The sequence below is a fragment of the Actinokineospora terrae genome (assembly GCF_900111175.1).
Classification (GTDB): domain Bacteria; phylum Actinomycetota; class Actinomycetes; order Mycobacteriales; family Pseudonocardiaceae; genus Actinokineospora; species Actinokineospora terrae.
The window spans coordinates 41216-64152 of sequence record NZ_FOGI01000014.1 but is presented as its reverse complement, the minus strand read 5'-3'; the positions used below and the strand labels follow the sequence as shown (position 1 = coordinate 64152).

Annotated in this window: 16 protein-coding genes; 8 read left to right on the top strand and 8 right to left on the bottom strand. The window is 71.4% G+C overall.

What is annotated here, in order from left to right; translation table 11 throughout:
- Positions 1-9: 9 nt before the first annotated feature.
- Positions 10-420, top strand: coding sequence for a hypothetical protein (locus BMY07_RS28075; protein WP_092785313.1), 411 nt, complete (start codon positions 10-12; stop codon positions 418-420).
- Here the strand turns inward: BMY07_RS28075 and BMY07_RS28070 are convergent.
- The gene (locus BMY07_RS28070) at positions 417-1409 is read right to left on the bottom strand and encodes a neutral zinc metallopeptidase (RefSeq protein ID WP_177215833.1); all 993 of its coding nucleotides are present in this window, start codon (positions 1407-1409) and stop codon (positions 417-419) included. The genes BMY07_RS28075 and BMY07_RS28070 overlap by 4 nt on opposite strands.
- A gap of 324 nt (positions 1410-1733) precedes the next feature.
- Here BMY07_RS28070 and BMY07_RS28065 point away from each other — a divergent pair, with 324 nt between their 5' ends.
- From BMY07_RS28065 to nudC, 5 genes are all read left to right on the top strand, one after another.
- Positions 1734-3470: a DUF2207 family protein gene (locus BMY07_RS28065; protein ID WP_177215831.1), complete on the top strand. Its 1737-nt coding sequence runs from the start codon at positions 1734-1736 to the stop codon at positions 3468-3470.
- Between the two features lie 117 nt (positions 3471-3587).
- Positions 3588-5078 carry an LPXTG cell wall anchor domain-containing protein gene (locus BMY07_RS28060; RefSeq protein WP_143073680.1) on the top strand — a complete coding sequence of 497 codons (1491 nt, stop codon included), beginning with the start codon at positions 3588-3590 and terminating at the stop codon, positions 5076-5078.
- 77 nt (positions 5079-5155) lie between these two features.
- Positions 5156-6442, top strand: a complete 1287-nt coding sequence (locus tag BMY07_RS28055; RefSeq protein WP_092785307.1) for a M16 family metallopeptidase — start codon at positions 5156-5158, stop codon at positions 6440-6442.
- A 941-nt stretch (positions 6443-7383) separates the two neighbouring features.
- Complete coding sequence (locus tag BMY07_RS28050) at positions 7384-8739, top strand: M16 family metallopeptidase (protein ID WP_092785305.1); 1356 nt, start codon at positions 7384-7386, stop codon at positions 8737-8739.
- Positions 8740-8831: 92 nt separating this feature from the next.
- Entirely contained in the window at positions 8832-9797 is a 966-nt protein-coding gene (nudC, locus tag BMY07_RS28045; RefSeq protein ID WP_092785303.1) for an NAD(+) diphosphatase, read from the top strand.
- 8 nt (positions 9798-9805) lie between these two features.
- On the opposite strand, the gene BMY07_RS28040 is transcribed toward nudC, so the two are convergent.
- Positions 9806-11164 (bottom strand): GntT/GntP/DsdX family permease, encoded by a 1359-nt coding sequence (locus tag BMY07_RS28040; protein ID WP_092785301.1) that lies wholly within the window; start codon positions 11162-11164, stop codon positions 9806-9808.
- The gene (locus tag BMY07_RS28035) at positions 11161-11652 is read right to left on the bottom strand and encodes a gluconokinase (RefSeq protein ID WP_092785579.1); all 492 of its coding nucleotides are present in this window, start codon (positions 11650-11652) and stop codon (positions 11161-11163) included. Before BMY07_RS28035 ends, BMY07_RS28040 begins: the two co-directional genes overlap by 4 nt.
- Before the next feature lie 98 nt (positions 11653-11750).
- Between BMY07_RS28035 and BMY07_RS28030 the strand changes: the two genes are divergently transcribed.
- Positions 11751-12428, top strand: a complete 678-nt coding sequence (locus BMY07_RS28030; protein WP_092785299.1) for a FadR/GntR family transcriptional regulator — start codon at positions 11751-11753, stop codon at positions 12426-12428.
- Here the strand turns inward: BMY07_RS28030 and BMY07_RS28025 are convergent.
- The 4 genes from BMY07_RS28025 to BMY07_RS28010 all read right to left on the bottom strand — a co-directional run bounded on the left by BMY07_RS28025 (position 12418) and on the right by BMY07_RS28010 (position 21126).
- The gene (locus BMY07_RS28025; protein ID WP_177215830.1) at positions 12418-13527 is read right to left on the bottom strand and encodes a DUF2399 domain-containing protein; all 1110 of its coding nucleotides are present in this window, start codon (positions 13525-13527) and stop codon (positions 12418-12420) included. The genes BMY07_RS28030 and BMY07_RS28025 overlap by 11 nt on opposite strands.
- Before the next feature lie 549 nt (positions 13528-14076).
- Positions 14077-18336 carry a TIGR02680 family protein gene (locus BMY07_RS28020; protein ID WP_245782708.1) on the bottom strand — a complete coding sequence of 1420 codons (4260 nt, stop codon included), beginning with the start codon at positions 18334-18336 and terminating at the stop codon, positions 14077-14079.
- Positions 18333-19571, bottom strand: a complete 1239-nt coding sequence (locus BMY07_RS28015) for a TIGR02678 family protein (protein ID WP_092785295.1) — start codon at positions 19569-19571, stop codon at positions 18333-18335. The genes BMY07_RS28020 and BMY07_RS28015 overlap by 4 nt, the downstream gene beginning before the upstream one ends.
- Positions 19561-21126 carry a DUF2397 domain-containing protein gene (locus BMY07_RS28010; RefSeq protein WP_245782707.1) on the bottom strand — a complete coding sequence of 522 codons (1566 nt, stop codon included), beginning with the start codon at positions 21124-21126 and terminating at the stop codon, positions 19561-19563. The genes BMY07_RS28015 and BMY07_RS28010 overlap by 11 nt, the downstream gene beginning before the upstream one ends.
- Before the next feature lie 102 nt (positions 21127-21228).
- Between BMY07_RS28010 and BMY07_RS28005 the strand changes: the two genes are divergently transcribed.
- A complete protein-coding gene (locus BMY07_RS28005; protein ID WP_092785293.1) occupies positions 21229-22203 on the top strand; it encodes a cobalamin biosynthesis protein in 975 nt (324 codons plus the stop codon).
- Here the strand turns inward: BMY07_RS28005 and BMY07_RS28000 are convergent.
- Positions 22136-22927, bottom strand: a complete 792-nt coding sequence (locus BMY07_RS28000) for an SURF1 family cytochrome oxidase biogenesis protein (RefSeq protein WP_092785573.1) — start codon at positions 22925-22927, stop codon at positions 22136-22138. The genes BMY07_RS28005 and BMY07_RS28000 overlap by 68 nt on opposite strands.
- Between the last annotated feature and the right edge of the window lie 10 nt (positions 22928-22937).

Sequence of the window (22937 nt, the reverse complement as noted above, 5' to 3'; positions counted from 1 at the left end):
GATCCGGGCATGCGAGTCCCGTTCGCCATACCGGCGTCCGCCTTGAAGTTGGCGGCTGTCGCGGCGTTCAGCGTCATCGTGGCGTTGGGGCTGGCGTTCGCTGGTGCGTTAGGGCACTGGTCCAGCGGGCCGGAGACGGCTACGACGGTTAGTGCGACCGTGCTCGCTGGGGTCCCGTGCGACGGCAGCGGCCAAGAGCGGGTCTCTTACGTCACCGACGGCGGCAAGCAAGATGCCTTCTTTGACGCTTGCGGACACGAGTCCGGCGAGACGGTAGAGGTAACCGTCGGCGATGGCGTTGTCCACCTCGCCAGGGCCACGACGGGGGCGACGCTGGATGCCCGCCCCTTCGCCGTGGTCCTGCTCGTCTTCGCCGGGATTGCCGGAGCCGGGTTCACCCAGCTCAAGCGGCGGGACTAACTGACGTCGGCCGCGGCCGCCAGCCAGGTGTTGCACGGCGCGGTCCGGTTGGTGGTGAACCCGTGTTCCTGCCACGCGCCGTAGTGCTGTTGGCTCCCGTGGTCACGCGGGAGGTCTTCCTGCCAGTCGCCGCGTTCGTAGCCATCGGCCAGCATGTCCCGGATGACGGTGTCGGTGATCGAGCCGCCGCCGTGCTGACCACCGGCGAACCACATCCCACCCAGGCACTGCGCCTGGAGTTCCGACCGCCGTGACAGTTCAAGACCGGCCGGGGTTTGGTCACCGGCGGCGTAGCGCGCGTCCCAGTAGGCGTCCGAGACACCGGAGAGCGCCTGGATGTGGTGGCCGAACTCGTGCGCGAACAGCGCCAGGTACGACCCGGTCTTGGTGCCGAGCTTCTCGGTCTGCAGGCCTTCGAAGGGCAGGTAGATGGTGCTGTCCTGCGAGCAGTAGAACGCGGCCCAGCCCGCCTCCGCGGTCCCGCAGGGGCTGGTCCACGTCTTCCCGCCGGGGAACGCCAGCTTGGGAGCGGCGTAGGGCAGGCCCGCGCGCTGCATCACCGGCGCCCACGCCTGGTCGAAGCACGGTAGGGCCGCGGTGAAGAACGCCTGCGTGGCCTTCGGGTCGCTGCGCCAGGCGGGGAGGTTGCACGTTGCCGCGTTGACGCCGTTGGTGGCGCTGAACAGCGGGTTGTCCCCGAGTGCGAGGACCGGCTTGGGACCCGACTGCGTAGTCGTCGTGGGTCGGGACGACCTCGTCGTGGTTGTCCTAGCGGACGTCGTGGTACGGCTGGTCGTGGTTGTCGTAGTAGTGGCCGTCGTTGTCGTAGTGCGCGACGAGGCTGTCGTAGTGGGGGCGGAGTAGCCGACATCGTTGGACCGGCTCCGCTTACCTGCCAACTGCACGTATCCGACCAGAGACGCCCCCGCGAGTAACAGGACGACTATGCAGATCGAGATCACCATGCCGGTGTTGGACTTCCGAGGCACCGGCGCGTAACCGTGCGGCGGCCACGGAGTCCTTTGTGGATACGGTGGCTGCGGGTAGTGCTGACCGGGGTACTGCTGCTGCGGCGGATACTGCTGCGCTGGGTAGTGCAACGTGGGGTACTGCGCTGGGGGATAGCCCTGTGGTGCTTGGTAGCCCGGTAACGCCATCGGCGGCGGTGCCACCGGCATCGGTGGCGGGTACGGGCCGTGTGGGCGCCACGGACCCAGTGGCGGATGGCTCATCGTTCCCCCGTGTCGGCTTGGGTCGACCAATTCGGCCAGACCGGCGGTGAGCATAAGGGCGCTCGGCTATCGTTCGCTGCCGTGTTGAGGAAATGGGGGATCACCGTCGCGGCGGTGATGGCATTGTTCACCGTGTGTGTGGTTGCGGGCGCTGCGGCGGCGGAACAGCCGACGTTCCCGTCGATACCGCCCACGGTGCCGAGCATCGATTTCCCGATCCCCAAACCGGGTCCGACCGGGACGGTGAAGCCGCCGGTGATCGATCCGATCCCGCCCACGGGAGGCCCGAGCAGGCCTCCCGGTGCTGTTCAGCCGATCTTGCCCGGCAGCGTCAACATCCAGCTCAAGGTCGAACGCGACGGTAGCCTCACCGTCCGCGAGCAGGTCATCGTGCGCGCGAAGCAGCGGATGGTCCGTGTGGCACCGCTGCGTGTAGGCGACCGTGTGTTCACCGTCCGTAATGCCAAGGTTGAGGGCAACGGCGCGGTTGACGTCACCGCCGACACTCTCACCGTTCGCCTCGACGGCGGTGCGTCGACAGTCCTCTACACCGTGGACGGCACCATCGACGACCTCGGCGACCGGCAGGAGTTCCGCTGGCAGCCGGTGAGCGGGTGGGACACCAAGCTGACCCTGGTGCGGGTCTCGCTCCTCACGCCGCGCCCCGGCCGCGACTTCGTCTGCCTCGCCGGGCGACCCGGGACGGAGGACACCTGCCAGTCCGCCCTGACCGACAGCGGCGTCCTCCGGGTCAGCCAGTCCGATCTGGACAGTGGGTCGCGGGTCGACCTGTCCGCCAAGCTGCCCGCTGGTCTTGTCCCGGCCAACGCTCGGTACGAGAAGGCAGCCTCGACCGCGTTCGCCGTGACTCCGCTCAGTGGCGCAGGGTTGGGCCTTGTCGGTCTCTTGCTGCTAGGTGGATTCGTGTTCCTCTGGCGTGCGCGTGAGCGTGAGGCCAAGATGCTCGCCGCCGAGGTAGGACCGGTCGAACTCGTTGTCAACGACGGCGGCAAGGTCACCTTCGCCTCCCCAGACGGCGTCCTACCCGGACAGGCCGGAGCTCTCCTCGCCGAGCGCGCCGGTCACCGCGAACTCGCGGCCACCGTCGTGGACCTCGCCGTCCGCAACTACCTGTGGGTCACCGAGTCCAGCGGTGACTGGCAGATCGTCCGGCGCAACGCCGCGGATGACGCGCTTACCGACTACGAGCGCGTCGTCTACCGCACGTTGCTGCCAGAGGGCACGGAGTCGGTCACTCTCTCGTCCCTGCGGACCTCCCCGCTCGACATCACCGCGGCCAGGACCGCGATCCATGCCGACGCCGTCTCTCGCGGCTGGTTCACGCGCACTCCCGGCGGGCTCGGTCGCCTGGGTCTCGTCGGGGCCGCTGTGTTGGCGGTCGGAGTGGTCGGGGCGTTAGTGCTGGCGTTGACCGGTGGTCCTGCCCTGCTCGCCGTGGCGGTTGGTCTAGGTGGCCTCGGGCTGCTTACCGGCGCTCGGTTCGTGCCGGTTCGCACCCAGCGCGGATCTGCGCTGGCGCAGCAGGTAAGAGGTGTCGCGGCGTTCCTCGCGAGCGTGGGGCCGGAGACGGTGTCGAGCGAGCGCGAGGTGGTGTTCTCCCGGTCGCTGCCCTACGCCGTCGCCCTCGGCGAGTCCGAGCGCTGGCTGACCGGGTTCGGCCCGGTCGACCCCGCGGGCGTGCACTGGTACGCCTCCCAGGACCCGGACCTCGGCGCTGACCAGCGGGAGTTCGCTACCCGGCTGACCCCGTTCCTGGGCGCGCTCGATGAGGCGTTCGGAGCGACCGAAAAGCACTGACAGTTGTCAATTAGTCACACGTCTGACCTGGACATACACACCATTGGGGGTAATTAGCGGATCTGCGGTCACGCGGTGTACGTTTCGCGCACTTATCGCGTGTTCTGGGAGGTCCGCTTGCTCACGTTCGTGAAGCGCGCCGCTGTGGCGATCGCGACCGGGTTGACCCTGGTGGCCACCGCGCTGCCCGCCCTGGCCCAGGACGACCCGGACCTGTCCTTCCCGGACTACCCGATGGACGAGGTGGTCAGCCCGACCCCGGCTACCGTCGCCAGCATCTGCAAGAAGGGCGTGCGCTCGGTCGAGGTCGCCATCCACGACAGCGGGCCGTTCACCGTCCGCCTGGTCGGCTCGGACCTCCCGGCGAAGACCACCAAGGCCAACGACGAGCCCAAGGTGACCTTCAAGCCCGTCCCGCCGGGTGAGTACACCGTGGAGATCGACGGCGCGGGCGAGGCCTCGGACGGGCTGCCCGTCGTGGTCCGACCGTGCACCGAGGACACCCCGTCCGAGGATCCCCTGGAGGTCTCGGTCCAGTGCCGCGGCGGCTGGGGCATCGTGACCGCGAAGGTCACCAACCCGTCCACCGACGAGGTGCGCGAGTACGCGATCGACATCGACCTGCCCTACACCCACTCCGGTGAGATCGCCCCGGGCGTGGCGTACACGGTCGTCGACAACGCCTACGACGACCGCGACAAGTACCAGATCAAGCTGCACGGGCCCGGTTTCGACCCACCCGTCATCAAGACCTTCAGCGTCAACTGCCGTTCGGGCAACGCGCCCGGTTTGGGCACTTACGCGCAGTGCGACGGCAAGGACAACATCAACAGCCTGCCCAACCTGTGGGTCGAGATCGACAACCCCAACCGGATCTCGGTGGACTACACCGTCTCCGCGCACGAGGCGACCAAGACCGTCACGGTTCCCGCTGTCGGGCACGGTAGCGCCAACCTCGGCCCGATCGAAGCGGGCGACTACAAGGTCATCGTGAAGGGTTCGGACGGCACCGAGACCGTCACCGGTGTCTCCGTGGACTTCTGCGAGGACGTCAAGGTCGACACCGACGGCCTGCAGATCTCCTCCCGCTGCGTCGACGAGCAGTCAGTCGTGACCTTCCGCTACTACGCGGTCGGCCCCTACCCGGCCGAGCGGAAGTTCACCATCGACGGCAAGCCCGGCTTCGAGGAGAACGTGCGCTTCGACGGCGACGGCGTCTACCAGTGGACCCGCCACGTCGGTGTCTTCGCGGACGGCGGCTACACCGCCCACCTGACCGGTTCCGGCCTGACGACCACCGAGACCTTCAAGGTCGACTGCGAGCGGGACGAGACCACCACGCCGACGACCCAACCGTCCACCCCGGACACCACGACGACGGCGCCGCCGACCAGTTCGACCGGGACGACCCCGACCGGCGGGTCCACCACCACCTCCCCGGCACCGCAGGGCGGCACCGCCCCCAACGCCGACGGCGGCTCCGGTGACCTGCCCGTCACCGGCGCGGCGGTCGGCGGGATGGTGCTGCTCGGCCTCGCCGCCCTCGGCGGTGGCGCGTTCCTGCTGATCGCCCAGCGGCGCAAGCGCTCCGGTCGGCAGTCGGCCTAGTCCACAAGACCCTGATTCATCCACAGGCGGACACGCACGGTGTCCGCCTGTGGCGCACCTCCCGTAGGCTCGGCCGCGTGACCGTTTCCCAGCCGCACCGCTACACGCTCGCCAACGGACTGCGGGTCGTCCTCGCCCCCGACGACACCGCGCCGGTCGTCGGCGTCAGCGTGCATTACGACGTGGGCTTCCGGTCCGAGCCGGAAGGCCGGACGGGGTTCGCCCACCTGTTCGAGCACCTGATGTTCCAGGGCAGCGAGAGCCTGGAGAAGCTGGCGCACTTCCGGCACGTGCAGTCCTCCGGTGGCACCTTCAACGGGTCCACCCACCCGGACTACACCGACTACTTCGAGGTCCTGCCCTCGGCGGCGCTGGAGCGCGCGCTGTTCCTGGAGGCGGACCGGATGCGCGCTCCCAAGCTCACCGAGGAGAACCTGCGCAACCAGATCGACGTGGTGAAGGAGGAGATCCGGCTCAACGTGCTCAACCGCCCCTACGGCGGTTTCCCGTGGATCCTGCTCCCGCCGGTGCTGTTCGAGACCTTCCCCAACGCGCACAACGGCTACGGCGGGTTCGAGGACCTGGAGCAGGCCACGGTCGCCGATTGCGCCGCGTTCTTCGACACCTACTACGCCCCCGCGAACGCGGTGCTGACCGTCGCCGGTGACTTCACCCTCGACGCCGCCAAGGAGCTCATCGAGCGCCACTTCGGCGACGTCCCGGCCCGCCCGCGCCCGCAGCGGCCCTCCTTCGCCGAGCCGCCGCCCGCCGCCGAGGTCCGCGCCGACCACCCGGACCCGCTCGCCCCGCTGCCCGCGGTCGCCATCGGCTACCGCATCCCGGACCCGATCGACGAGCTCGACGCCTACCTGGCGTACCTGGTGCTCGCGGGCGTCCTCACCGACGGCGACGGCTCCCGCCTGCAGCAGCGCCTGGTCTACGGCGACCAGCTGGTCACCGAGGTCAGCGCGGGCTGCGGCATGTTCGGCCCGTTCGAGGCCCGCGACCCGGACACCTTCACCATCACCGCGATGTACTCCCCGGACGCGGACCTGGCCCCGGTACTCGCCGCCATCGACGAGGAACTCGAGCGCCTGGCCAGCACCCCGCCGGACCAGGAGGAACTCGCCAAGATCACCGCCCGCTGGGCCGCGAGCCTGCACAAGGAACACGACCGCATCGTCAGCCGCACCCTGGCCCTCGGCGCGTTCGAACTCCTCTACGGCAACCCGTCCCTGGTCTACGAACTCCCCGACCGCATCAACGCCGTCACCCCCGACGCCGTATCGGCCGCCGCGAAAGCCCTACGCCCAGACTCCCGCGCCATCCTCACCGTCACCCCCGCCGGCGGTGGTGCCGAGTGACCCCCCGCCCCACCGCACCACTACCCGGCGGCAGTGCATGACCCACCCTCCAGCACCACCGACCACCCCACCCGGCGGCATCGCGTGATCGCACTTTCGCGACCCCCCGCTGCCAGGGCGACTCCCACGGAGCGCGACACCTCCGCGACCGGGAAACGCCCCTACGCGCCCGCCACGGTAATCGGTCCCAGCCCGGCCCTCACGACCGTTGGCCCCCACGCCCCCGCCACGGTCGTTGGTCCCAGCGCGCCCTTCCTGGGCGTTAGTCCCAGCGCGCCCCTCGCAGACGCTGGTCTCCACCCGGCCTTGACCGACGTTGGCCCTCACGCCCTCGCCACGGTCGTTGGTCCCAGCGCGCCCTTCCTGGGCGTTAGTCCCAGCGCGCCCCTCGCAGACGCTGGTCTCCACCCGCCCTTCACCGACGTTGGCCGCCACGCCCCCGCCACAGTCGCTTGTCCGAACGTCCCCCTCACCGACGTTGGCCCACCACGCGCTCCTCGGAGTCGCTGGTGCCAAGCCGGCTCGATGGGGTGGACTTGTTTTGTGTGGGGGGACGGCACCCGTAGCGTCGTTCGCGGCAGGGCCTGCTTTTCGGCCCCTGCTTTGTGGTTCTGCCCGGGTGTCGTAGGGGCCCCGCGCAAAACGAGTTCGCCGCATCGAGCACAGCTCGAAACTCGCGTCCGGGCCAATGCCGCAGGCGAGGCGTTCCCGTCGACGGCGCAGCCGAGCACGAGAGCCGCCGCCCCTCAGCTCAAGATCAAACCGGCCAACGCAGCCCCCGATATACAGCTTACCGAGCACCACCCGCAGAGCGGCCCGAGCAATCCACAGCCCAGCATCAAGCACCCAAGGCTCCCGCGACCGCAGCACAGCCCCGTCACCACGCACAGCCCCATCACCACGCACAGCCCAGCAACCACGCACAGTCCAGGAGGACAGCAGTGAGCCGCACCGCAGAGGAGATCGGGCGCACCGAGGTGGGGCCCCGGCCGCTCCCGCCGTTGGGTGAGCAGCGGGCGGCGACCAACCTGTCGGTCGTGGACACCGTGCTGGACAACGGGTTGCGGGTCATCGCCGTGCACCAGCCGACCGTGCCGATGGTCGAGGTGCGGCTGCGGGTCCCGTTCGCCGGTGCCGAGCCCGCGCACGCGGCGACCGCCGAGGTGCTGGCCGCCGCGATCCTCACCGGCACCGAGTCGCGCGACCGGGTCGCCGTGGACACCGAGTTGGCCCTGGTCGGCGGTGAGCTGTCCGCCGCGGTCGACCCCGAGCTGCTCTCCCTCGGCGGCAACGCGCTGGCCAGCGGGTTCGACACGCTGCTCGCCGTGCTGGCCGACGCGCTCACCGGCGCCACCTACGCCGACGACGAGGTCGCGGGCGAGAAGGCGCGGCTGATCGAGCGGATCTCGGTGGCCAGGTCCAGGCCGAACGTGATCGCCCGCCAGGCGCTGCAGCGGCACCGCTACGGCGACCACCCGTTCACCCGCGAGCTGCCCGAGGCCGCCGACGTCGCGAAGGTCGAGCCCGCCGACGTGCGCGCCCTGCACCAGGCCGCCGTGCTGCCGCGGGGTTCGGTGCTGGTGCTCGTCGGCGATGTCGAGCCGGAGCGCGCCGTCGCCGGTGCCGCGGCCGCCCTCGGTGGTTGGCAGTCGGACGCCGCCGCGTCGGTGCTGCCCGCGCTGCCGCCGATCACCCCGGGTGACCTGCTGGTGGTCGACCGCCCCGGCGCCGTCCAGTCGCAGATCCGGCTCTCCGCGCAGTCGATCACCCGCACCGACCCGCGCTACCCGGCGTTGCAGCTGGCCAACCTGACCTTCGGCGGCTTCTTCTCCTCCCGCCTGGTGGAGAACATCCGCGAGGACAAGGGCTACACCTACCACGCGCGCTCGTACCCGGAGTTCACCCCGGACGGCGCGACGCTGCTCATCGACACCGACACCGCGAGCGACGTCACCGCGGCCGCGCTGCTGGAGATCCGCTACGAGCTGGGCCGGTTCGCGCTGGTGGCGCCGGACGAGGCCGAGGTGGAGATCGTCCGCCAGTACGCCATCGGGTCGCTGCTCACCAGCACCTCGTCGCAGGGCGGCCTGGCCTCCCAGATCGCCGCGCTGGCTGTGCTCGGCCTGGGCGTCGAGTGGCTGATCGGCCACCCGGACCGCCTCAAGGCGGTCACCGCGGCCGAGGTCGCCGAGGCGGCGCAGGAGTTCTTCGCCCCCACCCGGTTCACCGGCATCATCGTCGGCGACGTCGAGAAGCTCGCCCCGCTCGCCCGCATCGGCGGCGTCCGCTTCCCGTGACCGCGACCCCGCGCTGTCCACACCGGACAGCGCGGGGCCAGTACCGCTCTTCCTCCCGCCCCACCGGGAGTGTGTTGACCAAGGGGAAACGCGTGACCAGCGAACCGTTCCGGCTAGCCGCCCTGCCCACGTTGTCGCGCGCGACAGCGGCCAGGGACGAGACCGCCCGCAAGGACCCGGAGCGGCTCGACCGGCTGTGGAAGGCGGGCCGGGTGCTGCTGGTCGACAAGCAGGGCCGCACCCCCGTCCGCGACGGCGGCACCGCGCTGGCGCCCCGCCCGGCCCTCGCGGTCGCCGACGAACGCCCCGCCGAGGCCATGCTGCTCGGTGAGCAGGGCGACGAGTCGTACTGGGTGCTGTCCTCGGACGAGCAGGTGCGCCCGATCCCGGCCCCGCCCGGCGCGTGGAGCCTGTGGGCGGGCGCCGAATCGGCGGACGGCGAGCAGTGGCACGACCTGCGCGGCGTCGGCTCCCTGCTCGACGACACCGCCGCTGGCCTGTTCACCACCGCGGTCGGCCTGGTCAACTGGCACGCGCGGGCCCGGTTCTGCGCCAAGTGCGGGTCGCCGGTCGACCGCACCGCCGCCGGGTGGGCCAGCAAGTGCACCGGTTGCGGCCGCGAGGAGTACCCGCGCACCGACCCGGCCGTGATCTGCCTGGTCCACGACGGCGGCGACCAGGTCCTGCTGGCCCGCCAGCCCATCTGGCCCGCGCACCGCTACTCGGTGCTCGCGGGTTTCGTGGAGACCGGCGAGTCCCTGGAGGCCTGCGTCGAGCGCGAGATCGCCGAGGAGGTGGGCGTCCAGGTCACCGACATCCGCTACCTGGGCAGCCAGCCCTGGCCGTTCCCCCGCTCCATCATGATCGGCTTCACCGCGACCGCCGACCCCGCCGCCCCACTGGTCCCCGCCGACGGCGAGATCGAGCACGCCCACTGGGTCCACCGCGCCAAGGTCGTCGAGGCACTGGCCAACGGGGGTCAGCTCCCGGACCTGATCCTGCCGGGGGAGACGTCCATCGCTCGGCAGATGGTCGCAGGCTGGGCGGCGCATTCCTGAGAGCGTGGCTAGAGCAGCCAGCTCAGCGGCATGATGATCAGGATGCCGACCACGGAGATCAGGGTCTCCATCACCGACCAGGTCTTGATCGTCTGACCGACGCTGAGGCCGAAGTACTCCTTCACCAGCCAGAACCCGGCGTCGTTGACGTGGGAGAAGAACAGCGAGCCCGCGCCGATGGCCAGGGCGAGCAGCGCTGCGTGCGTCGGCTCCATCCCGACCGCCAGCGGGGCGATGATGCCCGCCGCCGAGATGGTGGCCACCGTGGCCGAGCCGGTCGCCAGCCGGATCGCCACCGCGATCAGCCAGCCGAGCAGCAGCGGCGAGAAGTTCGCGTCCTGCGCCAGCCCGGTGATCACGTTGCCGACGCCCGCGTCCACCAGCGTCTGCTTGAACCCGCCACCGGCACCGACGATCAGCAGGATCCCGGCGATCGGCGGCAGCGACTCGCCGATCGAGGCCGCGAGCCTGTCGCGCCCGAACCCGCGCCCGAGCGTCACCATCCCGACCAGGACCGCCAGCAGCAGCGCCACCAGCGGGGCGCCGAGGAAGTCCAGCACGTGCCGGACGGTGTTCTCCTTGGCCAGCAGGATGTCCGCGAGCGCCTTGCCCAGCATCAGCACGACCGGCAGCAGCACCGTGGCGAGCGTGGCGGCGAAGCTCGGCCGGGTCGTCGGCCGCTGCGCCTCGTCCTCGACCACCGGCGCCTCGACCGGCACCCACCTGGCCGCGAACCGGGCGAACACCGGCCCCGCAATGATCACCGTCGGGATCGCCACCAGCACGCCGAGGCCGAGCGTCAGCCCCAGGTCGGCCTTGAGCGCGTCCACCGCCACCAGCGGACCGGGGTGCGGCGGCACCAGCCCGTGCAGCACCGACAGGCCCGCCAGCGCCGGGATCCCCAGCAGCATCAACGGCTTGCCGCTGCGCCGCGCGGCCAGCAGCACCACCGGGATCAGCATGACCAGGCCGATCTCGAAGAACATCGGCAGCCCGATCAGCGCCGCCACCAGCGCCATCGCCCACGGCAACTTCCGCCCGGACGCGCGCCCCAGGATGGTGTCGACGATCTGGTCGGCGCCGCCGGAGTCGGCCAGCAGCTTGCCCAGCATGGCGCCGAGCGCGATCAGCACGCCGACACCGGCCACAGTGGACCCGACGCCCTTGGTGAAGCTCTCGATCAGCGTGCCGACCGGCATCCCGGCGACCAGCCCGAGCGCGCCGGAGCCGAGCACCAGGGCCAGGAACGGGTGGAACTTGAGCTTGGTGATCAGCACGACGATCAGCGCGATGCCGAGCACGGTCGCGCCGATGAGCCGGGTGTCGTGGCCGGTCCAGGCCGCCGCCGTGATCAGGGGCTGGGTCATGGCTGTGCTCCTTCGAACTCGGCCAACCCGCGCGCGGCGGCCGCGGCGAGCTGGTCGGGGGGATCGGTGATGTCGAGTTCGAGGCCGGGCTCGCCCTCGGCCAGCGGTTCCAGGTCGGCCAGTTGGGAGTCCAGGAGCGACACCGGCATGAAGTGCCCGCTGCGGCCGCGCATCCGGTCCGCCAGCAGTTCTCGCGAACCGTTGAGGTGGACGAAGAACACGCGTTCGTCCCTACCGAGCAGGTCGCGGTAAGAGCGCTTGAGCGCGGAGCACGTGACGACCCCGCCGCCGTTGTGGGCGCGTTCACGGATCCAGTCCGCGATCGCGTCCAGCCACGGCCAGCGGTCCTCGTCGGTAAGAGGGGTTCCGGCGCTCATCTTGGCGATGTTCGCCGCGGGGTGGAACTCGTCCGCCTCGGCCAGCGGGACCTGGAGCTGTTCAGCCAGCAGCGTGGCGACGGTTGTCTTGCCCGACCCCGCCACGCCCATCACGACCACGACGCTGTGCACCGACCCAGTGAAGCTCAAAGGTAGTACTTATTCAAGAGTTCGACACGTATTGGTCATATGAGTGAGACACTGGCGGGGTGACCTCAGGACTGCCCGGGCGCCTGCTCGACGACATCGGACCCGCCATCGTGACCGGGAAGTACCCCCCGGGGGCCGTGCTGCGCACCGAGGAGCTGGAGCGCGCGTTCCAGGTCTCGCGCACCGTCGTCCGCGAGGCGTTGCGGGTGCTGGAGGCGATGCGGCTGGTCAGCAGCCGCCGCCGGGTCGGCATCACGGTGCTGCCGCGCGTCGACTGGAACCTCTACGACCCCCGCGTCATCCGCTGGCGGCTCGACGGCTCGGACCGGGCCGACCAGCTGCGGTCGCTGACCGAGCTGCGGTCCGCGACCGAGCCGGTGGCCGCCGCGCTGGCCGCTGCCCGGGCGACCCCCGAGCAGGCAGGTCGGCTCACCGAGCTCGCCGTCCAGCTGCGCTCGACCACGCACGACCTGGACGCGTTCCTCGTGCACGACATCGCCTTCCACCGGCTGCTCCTGGCGGCCTCGGGCAACGACATGTTCTGCCAGCTGGGGGACGTGGTCGACGCGGTCCTGACCGGTCGCACACAGCACCACCTGATGCCCCCTAGGCCCAAGACCGAGGCTGTGCGGCTACATGTCGAGGTGGCCGAGGCGGTCGCGGCGGGTGACTCGGCGCGCGCGGAGGGGGCCATGCGGGCGATCGTCACCGAGGTGATGGAGGACCTCAGGAAGTGAGCAGGTCCGCGACCAAGACCTCGGCGACGGCGTCCTCCGGGACGGCCCACCCGGCGCGCATCGCCTCGGGGAGTGTGGGGTCCCACGGGGCTGTCAGGGGGTCTGGGCTCAGGGCCTGGAGGTCGCGGCCGGAGTCGAGCGCGTCGCGGTAGTCGGCGGCGGACATGCGCCACGGGGTGCCGTTGGTGATGGCCAGGGCCTGCTGGGTGATCATCAGCCCGTGCGCGTCGAAGTCGCCGTGCACGTGGGCGCTTCCCAAGCGGGACAACAGGGTCCGCGCGACCGGGTTGAGGTGACCGGACAGGCAGACCAGCGGGACCCTGGCCCTGGCGGCGATCGCGTTGTCCACAACCACCGGACTTGTGCACACCCTGGCCGCGACCCCTGCCGGGATGGCGTCGCGGATGGTCAGATGGGTGGGCAAGCCCAGTTCGGTCCGCGCCTCACACCCGGGGAAAGCCCATGTCAGCACCGTCGTCGACACCGCGTCCAGCAGCACGCCGCTGCGCTCCCACAGCCGCCGCTCGTCCGACGTGGAGCGGGGCAGGGGCGTGCCGTGCGCCGTGGCCGCCGCCCGCAACACCAGCCCGGCCAGTCGAGTTCCGCGAACCAGACCGAGATCGGCCAACACCAGCCACGCCGCGGGCGCCGACGAACCCAGGTGCAACCGCGCGATGGCGGCCGCCGCCCTCGGCGCCACCTCGGCCAACTCGACCGGCGAGATCTTGGCGTACCGCCGGGCCTGATCCACCCACGCGGGCACCCACCCGCCACCGACCCCGGCCGCCGCGACCGCCGACCCCAGGATGTCGTCCGCCTCCGCGGGCGCCACCACACTGCCCGCCGACTCCCCGAACAGAGCGGAGAGCACCTCGTCCAACCCACAACCGAACAGCGCGCGCACCCGCACATCCAGGTCGGCGACCACCACGGTCATCCCGACCCCCGCGGTCACCTCGCGCCCCAACACCCCCGCCACCGCCACCGCCGCGGCGGCATCAGGGGCCTTGAACCCCAGCTTCACCTGCCCCCGAGCCACCGCGGTCCGCGCCTGCCGCCACAACACCGCGAACTCCGGCCGCCGGTACTCCTCGTTCACAACCGCTCCACTCCACGCACGCCCCGACCACCCCCACGGTGGCCGCTCACCCCACCACAGTGGATCACGCCTTGTCGGCCTGGCCACTGCGGCCGTTCGCGACCGAGTTGGCGACCACCGCGGTCATCCTGTCGTGCGCGGCTTCCACACACTCCGACGACCCGGCCACTTCCGCTGAACCGGCACCTGGCGCCTTGACCCCCAGCTTCACCTGCCGCGATGACACGGCGAACTCGGGGTCCGCGAACTCAGGCGGTGGTGCTGACTCCTACCGGGGTTCCGACTCCTGCGGTGGTGTGGACGCGGGCGAAGGTGTGGACGCGGGCGGTGGTGCGGACTCGGGCGGGTGCTCGGTCACGGCGACTCCGCGTCGGTCACGGGCCGGCCGCTCCTGGCGCGCCTCGGTTGATCGCCGTAGATCACCCGGTGCGCCCTGGGCTCCGGTGAGGACTTCGGCGGCTCGGTCGCCGCGCGGCGACCCGGGATGGCAGGTCGCCGCGGTGGTGGGCCTGCCTGGTGGTGGCGGCCTGAGTGGTGCGGGGATCGGGGTCACGGGTCGTCGCGGTCGAGGGTGGTGCCGTCCCAGGTGGTGTGGGTGCAGGCGACGCCGTGGCCGGACTTGGGGCGTAGGACGTCGTAGATGTGCATGCGGGGGATGCGGTCGGAGACGCCCCAGCCGCTCGGCCAGGTGATGACCCAGTCCATGTCCAGGTCGACCAGCAGTTCCAGCATCCGGGCGATGGTGGGGTCGTCGAGGCGCTCGAAGGCCTCGTCGAGCAGCACCAGCCGCAGCGGGGACATGGTGCTGGCCAGGCCCGCGGAGATGGCGCCGTAGAACGCGGCCGCGGCGGCGAACAGGGTCACGTACGAGATCAGCCGGGTCTCGCCGGAGGAGAGTTGGCGCAGGCGGCGCGAGCGCGGCTTGCCGTCCGGGCCGGTGTCGCGGACGCGGACGGTGAACGCGAACCACGACCGGTAGTCCAGCGCCCGCGCCAGGATCTCGGTGTAGCCGCCGGTGGCACTGTCGCGTTCGGACTCGATGCGCTCGGTGAACACCTGCTGCAGCCGGGCGTCCTGCTCCTCGGTGCGCTGCGCGAACGGCACCCGCAGCAGCCGCAGCGCCTCCAGGGTGGACTCGTCCAGCCACGCGGCGGGCTGCCAGTCGAGCCGCACGTGCACGCCCTGGCTGGACCGGGCGGTGTCGAGCACCTCGTTCATCCGCCGGGTCAGGTCCTCGGCGACCGCGATCTGCGCCGAGAGCCGCTCGGCCAGTTCCCGCACCAGGTGCAGCGCGAAGATCCCCTGGTACTGCTCGGTCAGGAACCCGCGCCGCTCGGCCAGCCGACCCGCCACCCGCCTGGCCGCGACGGCGACCGGGGCCGGGCCTTCCTCCGCCGACACCACCACGGTGAGGATCCCGGCGTGCCGCTCCGGGAGCACGTTGTGCGTCCCGGCCAGCGACGACTGGAGGTTCTGCAGCTTGCCCAGCACGTTCTCCTCGCTGGGCAGCCGCTTCGACTCGGCAACGGCGGTCGCCAGCAGGTCCCACGCGTCCGCGTCGTCGGCAGGCCGGTCGTCCTCGACCGCCGCGGGCCACACGCCGGGGGCGGCCAACGCCTCCGCAAACGCTTGCGCCGCTGCTGAGGCCGCTGACCGCTTGCCGTCGATCTCCGCGGCCCTGGTGTCGAGCAGCGTCTGCGTCTTCACCACCTGGTTGGACAGCTCACCCGCCGCCCGCCGCGATTCCGGCAGCTCCACCCGCGCCTCGCGGCGGGACCGCTCCAGCTCGCCCAGCTGCCGCGCGACCTCTTCGGCCGCACCGCCGACCGCCGCCGTCAGCTCCGCCAGGGCCGCCGCCTCGCGGTGGAACGCGACGCACTTGTCGTCGGCCACCCGCTCCGCGGTCTCCCGGTCGTCGACCGCCGCGTTGTGGTCGTGCAACGCCTCGACCAGGTCGCGCACCGTCCCGACGCAGCGCTTGGCCAGCGCGTCCCGCAGGCTCTCCGCCGACCCGCGGGCCTGGGTCGCCGCCCGGTGCGCGTGCCGCAGCGCCTCGGTGTCGGCGGTCAGCCCCGCCGCGCCCGCGTCCTGCGCCAGCCCGGTCTCCATCGCGCGGACCCGGCCCTCGGCGGCCACGTGCTCGGACCGCCGCCGCTCCGCCTTCGTCGCCGCGTCCGCCGCCTGCCGCCCGGCCTGCTCCGCGGTGACCCGCGCGCCGATCAGCTCCCGGTCGTCGGGGAACGCGTCGAGGTGCCGATCCCACACCTCCACCGTCCGCGACCGCTCCCGCAGCTCCGACTCCGCCACCGCGAGCTCGGAGTGCAACTCCTCCAGTGCCCCGGCCAACTCCCCGATGGCCCGCTGCCGCGCCGCCTCCCGAGCCCCAGCCCCCACGAACTCCGCGTCCGGCTTGCCACCGACCCCCCGCAGCACCCCGGCCCGCCACCGCCCGTCCGCCCACACCGCGAGCCCGTCGTACTCCTCACCGAACGACACCGAGTCCAACAACCGCGCCACCACCTCGGCGGGCACCGGCCCCCCAGGCTCCACCGCAGGCACCAACACCGCACCCAACGACGACGGCGCCACCCCGGCCACAGTCGCCAGGATCCCGGCCACCAGGCCCGACGCGTCGCTGATGCCGCCGTCCGGGCGGACCCAGGCGGTCAGGAGGCCGGAGCCCTGGAGGGCGGCTTCGAGGCCCGCGCGTTCGGTGTCGGTCAGGCCCGCGAAGTCGACCAGGCGGTAGAACGGGGCTCCGGGGCCTTGTTCCACCAATCCCGGTGGGGCTGCGTCGACGCCCTTGCGCAGTTCGATCAGGCGGGTTTCGGCTGACTTCACCCGGCCGATGAGGTCGTCCACGGACTGGCGGGCCGCCACGACCCGCTGGCGCAGGCCGGTCAGGTGTGGGGCGGCCCATTTGCGTGCGGCGTCCCTGGCCTGGCGGGTCGATTCGGGGCCGGTCAGGACCGCGTCGGCGGCGGGTGGGCGTGGGGGGCGTGCAGCGTGGTCGTCGGCGAAGGGGCCCGCGGTGGTCCACGTGGTGGTCTTCTCGCGCCAGACCTCGGCGGCCACGGTGAAGCGCTGGCGGGCCTCGTTGCGCCACCCGGCCGACTCGGTCGCCTCGATCTGGGCGTCGCGGGCCTTGGCCTGGAGCTTGTCCAGCTCCTGCCGGTCCGCGTCCAGCGACATCGCGCGGTCGTGCAGCGACATCGCCAGGGCGGCCCGCTGCGCCACGACGCTCGCCAGGTCGCCCGCGCGCCCGGCCGCCTCGGCCAGCACGGCGGACAGCTCGTCCGGCGCGACCGGCGGTGGCGTGCGGCGCTCGATGACCAGCGGCTCGGCCTCCGGGTCCGGCTTGGCCCGCACCTGGCCGGTCTCGGTCCCCGGCACCGGCTCCGGCGCGGGCGGCACAGCCGGGCACAGCGCGGGATCGAGCCCCGCGGCGGCCACGGCGTCCGAAGTGGACAGCGCGAGTTCGGCAGCGTCCTCGATGTCACCGCCAAGCCTGCGCAGCACGGTTAGCACTGTCTCCACCGCGCGGTCCGCGTGGTTGCGTTGCACCCCAGCGTTATCCAGGGCCGCGCCAGCCGCCTCACGCGTGCGCTCGACCAGCTTCTCCCGGTCCTGCAAGTCGCGCAGACCCTGGTACGCGGGCAACGACTTCAGCGAGTCGATGCTGTTCTCAAGTTCGAGATCGCGTTCCTCTAGTACGCGAACCCGCTCCTCAGCCTCTGCGTGCTTCTCAGCGTCAACTACCAGCCGCTGCTCTAGCTTCCGGATCTCGCCGTGCGCACTGTCCAACGTCTTAGACGCAGCCTGCGCTCTACTGCCAGCCGCGTGCAATGCGCCGAGGGCATAACCGGAGTACGTGGCCAGGAACGCGCTCATGGCCGTATCCGCCGCGCCGAGCCTGCCGATGTTCTCCCGGATCGACTCCAGGTCCTCGAACGACGTCGCCAACTGCTCGACCACGCCCGCGTCCAACGGCGGCAAAGCGTCGGTGAGGATCTGCTCCAGCTGACCGTCCTGCACCTTCAACCCGATGTCCGGGTTGCGCAAAGTCCGCTGTAGGTGCAAGAGGTCCCCATAGCGACCACCGGGCACGCCATAAACCGTCTCGGCTACCTTCGCGCGGAACGCGGCCTCGTCGTAGACCCTGTCCGCGCCGAGAACCTCCCTCAACGCAGCTGGCCCCAACGGCACGCGGTCAGCGGAAGCGAGCTGGAAGTGCGTCCCCACCCGCGACGGCGTCACGAACCGCCAGGAGTCGCTGATCTGCTGCGACGTCGCCGACGCCTTCACCCCGATGCCGCACGTCAGGTACTCGTCGGCACCCTTGGCTGTAGTGCGGTGCAGCTCGATCCACGCGTAACCGATGCGGTTAGGCCCGCCGTCGTAGTCGTCGAGCATGAGGCGGCGGATCGACACAGTGCCCGCGCCCTTGGACCCCAGGTACCGCAGATCGCCGTCAAGACACAGCGGTAGCAACAACTCCAGGGTGCGCGACTTACCGGACCCGTTGGTGCCCTGGAAGATCGCCCGCCCACCGGAGAAGTCGAAGGTCTGCTCCCGGTACTGCCAGATGTTGACGATCCCGCCCCGGTGCAGCCGCCACCGACCCACCTCAGGCGCACGGTCGACCACGAGCCCATTGACATCGGCAGCGTCAACCCCAACGGAATCAAACCCGACAGCGCTTACCCCACCGGCGACAGCGTCAACCCCGATAGCCCTGTCCCCGATAGCGTCAACCGCGCGCGGGTCCGTCCCGTTCGCGGCCCGCTCGACCTGGTCCTGCTCGGTCACCGAACCCCCTCCTCGTCGAACAGCGACCACCCCGGCTCCGGCGGCACCTCGGACACGGCAACCGGGCGCCCCGGCGAGTCGTCCGGCTGCGGCAGCCACCGGTGCGCGGCCGGGCTGATCAGCCACCCGTCGCCGTCCGGCACCGCCAGCGTCAGGCGCGTCAACAGGTCCGTCACGTCGTCGGCGAGCGCGGCGACGTCGTCGGTCGCCTGGCGCGACCAGGCCGCCGGGTAGTCCGCGACCAGGTTGCCGCACACCTCCAGCAGCCGCGCGCGGCTGACCGGAACCCGCCCGTCCGGCCGGTACGGCACCTCGCCGTCGTCGGACACCAGGTCGCTCTGGTCGACCAGTTCCGGCAGCGCGAGCAGGGTCACCCTGGCCACGGTGCCGGTCGACGGGAACACCACGTCGGTCAGGTACTCCTCGGGGTCGGTCACCGCCACCCCCTCGGCCCGGATCTCGGTGACCAGCCCGAAGCAGCGCTCCAGCACCACCGACTCGCGCCGTTGGTGGCGCAGCAGCCACTCGGCCTGCTCCGGCGGCAGGTCCGCGTGCAGCGTCACCGGGTTCTCCACCAGCCGCCGCCGCACCGCGTGCTCGACGCCGAGCCGACCGGGCGCCGAGGCCAGCTCCACCAGGTCGTCCGCGCCGGTCGCCTCCGCCAGCGGGCCCGCCAGCAGCTGCCCGAGCAGGTCGGTGTGGATGGTGATCAGCGCCTCGGCAGGCGTCTCGGAGATCAACCCGGCCACGGTGCCGTCGGTCTCGGTGATCACGCCGAGCGCGATCAAGTGCCGCAGCGCCGCCGTCAACGCGCGCCGGTCGCCCACGTCGTCGACAACGTCGATACCGGCCTCTGACGCTGCACCCCGAACATCGGCCACCAAGCGCGAGAGCAGTACCTGACGCCCGGCACCGGTCAACGCCGCCATGGTCAGGCAGACGTATGCGTAGCCGCGAGGCGTCAGGCTTGACTCGCCCCGGGTGTGGTCGTCACCGGGGCCGCTCTTGTAGAGCCGAGCGAACCGGCGTTCCACGACGAGCCGATACCCGAGCAGGCTCGCGAACATCTCCTGGAGAGAGATCCGGTACCGGTAGACCAAAGGAAGCAGATCGCCGTCAGGGCCACCTGGGCGCAAGAGCGGGTGCCGCAGCAAGACCTTCGCGCAGCGGGCGACGTTGGACGCGTCGATGTCGGACAGGTCGCCGAGGACGTCAGGACGAGACTTAACGGCCACCGCGACCCCTCGTTTCCACCCGGGAGATCCCGACCACGGTGTCGCGCAAGGTCAGAGTGCCTGACGTACTACGGATCCGCGTGATCTGCCCTACCTGCGGAGTTAGCGTCAACGCCAACCCCCGAACCTGGTCGGTCGCGGATCCCGGATCGGACGCTCCCTCGCGCTGCGCCATGGCCAACGTCAACAGCTCGCACAACGCGCGCAGAGCCTCACCCGACAGCGTTGCCTCGTCGAGGTTCACGGCCGCCGCCGCCAGCTCGGCCGCCGCCGCTTCCCGCTGCTCGTCGGCTTCCCGGGCCTGCGCGAGCAGCCCCTGCTCGGTGATCGGGTCGTCCATGATCCGCGAGGTCCGCCCGCGCGCGCCCCGGTCGCCGCGCCCGCGCACGCTGACCGACACGTCGATCGCCGGTCCGTCGCGCCACGGGGTGTGCTCGTCGTCGCCGTCGTGCTCCGGCGCAGGCAGCAGGTTGCGCGCCGAGTGCAGCCCGAACGCCGCCGCGTACACCGCGTGCGCCCGCTTGGGCGTCGCCGCGTCCAACCAGCCCGCGAGCCGCACCAGCTCCGCGCGCCTGCTCGGCAGCAGCCCGCCGCCGGTGGTCGCGCGCCGCACCGTCGCCAGCAGGGCCCCGATCGCCCTGGTCGTGGCCTCACGCAAGGCCGTGACCTGCGACGGGTTGCCTGGCCGGTCGACGAACCAGTCGGTCAACTCCTGCCAGTCAGCCTCACCGCGGCCCCTGGTGCGCTCCACCGCCGTGCCGAGCTGGTCGGCGGGACGCAACAACCGCAGCAGTTCGGCGCGAGACCGGGCAAGTGCGGATAGCGCTGTCGCGATCGCAGGGGTGTGCCGCAGCACGTCCTCCACGACCAGCTGGATGTACTCGACCAGCAGGTTGCGGAAACCCGCGATCTCCTCCGGTGCCAAGTGGTGCCGGGTCAGGATCTGGCCGAGGTAGGCATAGAAGTCGCGGACCGTGGCCGCCAGCTCCGCGTGCTGCAGGAACAGCGTGGTGACCCGCTCGGCCAGCTGTTCGCGCGCACGGCGCGCTGGCAGGGAACCCGGGTCGCGCTGACCGCGCGTCACGGCGACGGCCAGCGCCTCGCCCAGCTCACCGAGGCCGCGCTCGATCGCGGGCAACAGCTCGCGGGACACCTCGCGGGCGCCCTCGGGGACCCGCAGCAGCTCGTCGACGTCGCGCTGCACCCGGACGGCCAGCTTCGACACCTGGTAGCGCATGGAGCCCTGCTGGAACTCCGCGATGCTGGCCGCGATCGTCTCCCGGCGGCCGTGCACGAGGTTGCCCCACTCGACCAGCTGCCGCAGCCGCGGGATCACCACATCGATGTGCGACTCGCCGATGTCGACGCGCCCGTCGCGCTCGGCACCGGCCAACGCGCTCGACACCTCGCCTGCGGACAGGTCCGCCAGCAGCGTCGAGGTGAACAGCCGCATGATCGCGAGGTAGGTGTGGTGGTGCTCACGGGGTTGCAGGTAGGCGTAGAGCTGGAGCCTGCTCGCCGCCTCCAGGCTGGCCTCCCCCTGCTCGTCCTCCACGGCGGGCCACGATAGCCCGACCGGCCGACAGCCGCGCACCCCGGCCGCCCCGGCGCGATACGGTTCGCCCGCCAGGGGGATGAACCGACCGGGAGGCAGCCAGTGTCCGCGGCACGCGCGTTCGGCCTGCTCCTGGGGGTCGCGGCCGACGCGGCGCTCGGGGATCCCCGGCGGTGGCACCCCGTGGCCGGGTTCGGCCAGCTCGCTCAGCGCTTCGAGCGGGTTCTCCACCGCGACAACCGAGCCGCAGGCGTGCTTTACACGGCCGTGCTCGCGGGTGGGTCTGTTGCTCTAGGCGCTGCCGTCGAGAGGTCACGTAATCCGATCGTGCGGATCGTGGGGACTGCCGCAGCGACATGGGTGGTCCTCGGCGGTCGGTCACTAGCGGCCGAGGGTTGGGCTATCGGGGCGCGGTTGAGCGCGGACGACATCGCAGGTGCCCGCGAACGGTTGCCCAACCTGTGCGGGCGTGACCCGTCGACCCTGGATAGCGCTGGCCTGGCTCGTGCGACCGTGGAGTCCATCGCCGAGAACACCTCTGACGCCGTGGTAGCGCCGTTGCTGTGGGGGGCTGTCGCCGGGGTGCCTGGGCTGCTCGGGTACCGCGCGGTCAACACCATGGACGCGATGGTCGGCCACAAGTCGCCTCGCTACCTGCGGTTCGGTTGGGCCTCGGCGCGGCTGGACGACGTGGCCAACCTCGTTCCCGCTCGGCTCGCGGCAGCGCTCACGGTCGTCGCTGCGCCTGCCGTCAAGGGTGATCGTCGGCGCGCGCGGGAGGCCTGGAAGCGGGACGCGGGGGCTCATCCGAGTCCTAACGCCGGGCAGGTCGAGGCAGCGTTCGCCGGTGCGCTCGGCGTCCAGCTAGGTGGTCGGACCGAGTACTCCTACGGCGTTGAAGACCGGCCGGTGTTGGGGGAGGGGCGCGCACCTGACGCCACCGACGTGGCGCGCGCGGTGACGCTGTCTCGCCTGGTCGGGCTGCTCACCGCCGGCGTGGCCGCGCTGATCACGCTGAAGCGGCGCGCTCCCGAGCCTCGTCCTCGGCGAGGATCTCGGACACCGACCGTCGCCTAGGCCTGTGTTCCTTCTCCGCGAGCGTTCCGCCGGGCTTGATCTCGCGCCAGGTGAAGTAGATGAGCCCGAGCAGGGCCATCACACCGAACGCGATCCACTGCAGTGCATAAGACAGGAACGGTCCCGCCTCTAGCTGCGGTAGCGGCAGCACACCGAGGACACCTGGCGAGCCCTCTTCGAGCTGCACGTAACCCGGGCGGATGTCGAGATTGGCCGCGCGCCCGACTACAGCGGGGTCGACCGCATAGACCTGACGGTGACCGTCTTCCTCGAACGCGGTCCTGTCGGTCGATTCGCCGAGGCGCACCCGCGCGAGCAGGTTGACCTGACCGGTCGGGGCCTCGGCGTAGTTGGGGACGCTCACGCCTTCGGCCGGACGCACATAACCCCGGTCGACGAGGACAACGCTGCCGTCGATCAGGCGGAACGGGGTCAACACCTCGAAGGCGGCATTGCCCTGAACAGTCCTGAGCCGCGCTAGAGCCTCGCCATCGGGCAGGTAGGTGCCAGCAAGGGTGACGCGTCGCCACTGGTCCGGGGGGACCGAGCCGATCGGGGCCGGGGGAGCGTCGAACGAGTCCTGCACGGCGGTGTTCGTGGCCTTGCGCTCGTCGTGCCGCTGGAACTGCCACGGGGCGAGCAAGGTGAAGCAAGTCACGGCGAACGCCACCACGACGAGGGCCAGCATCAGCCAGCCGGGACGGAGCAGCAGTTTCAACCGCACCCCACCACGG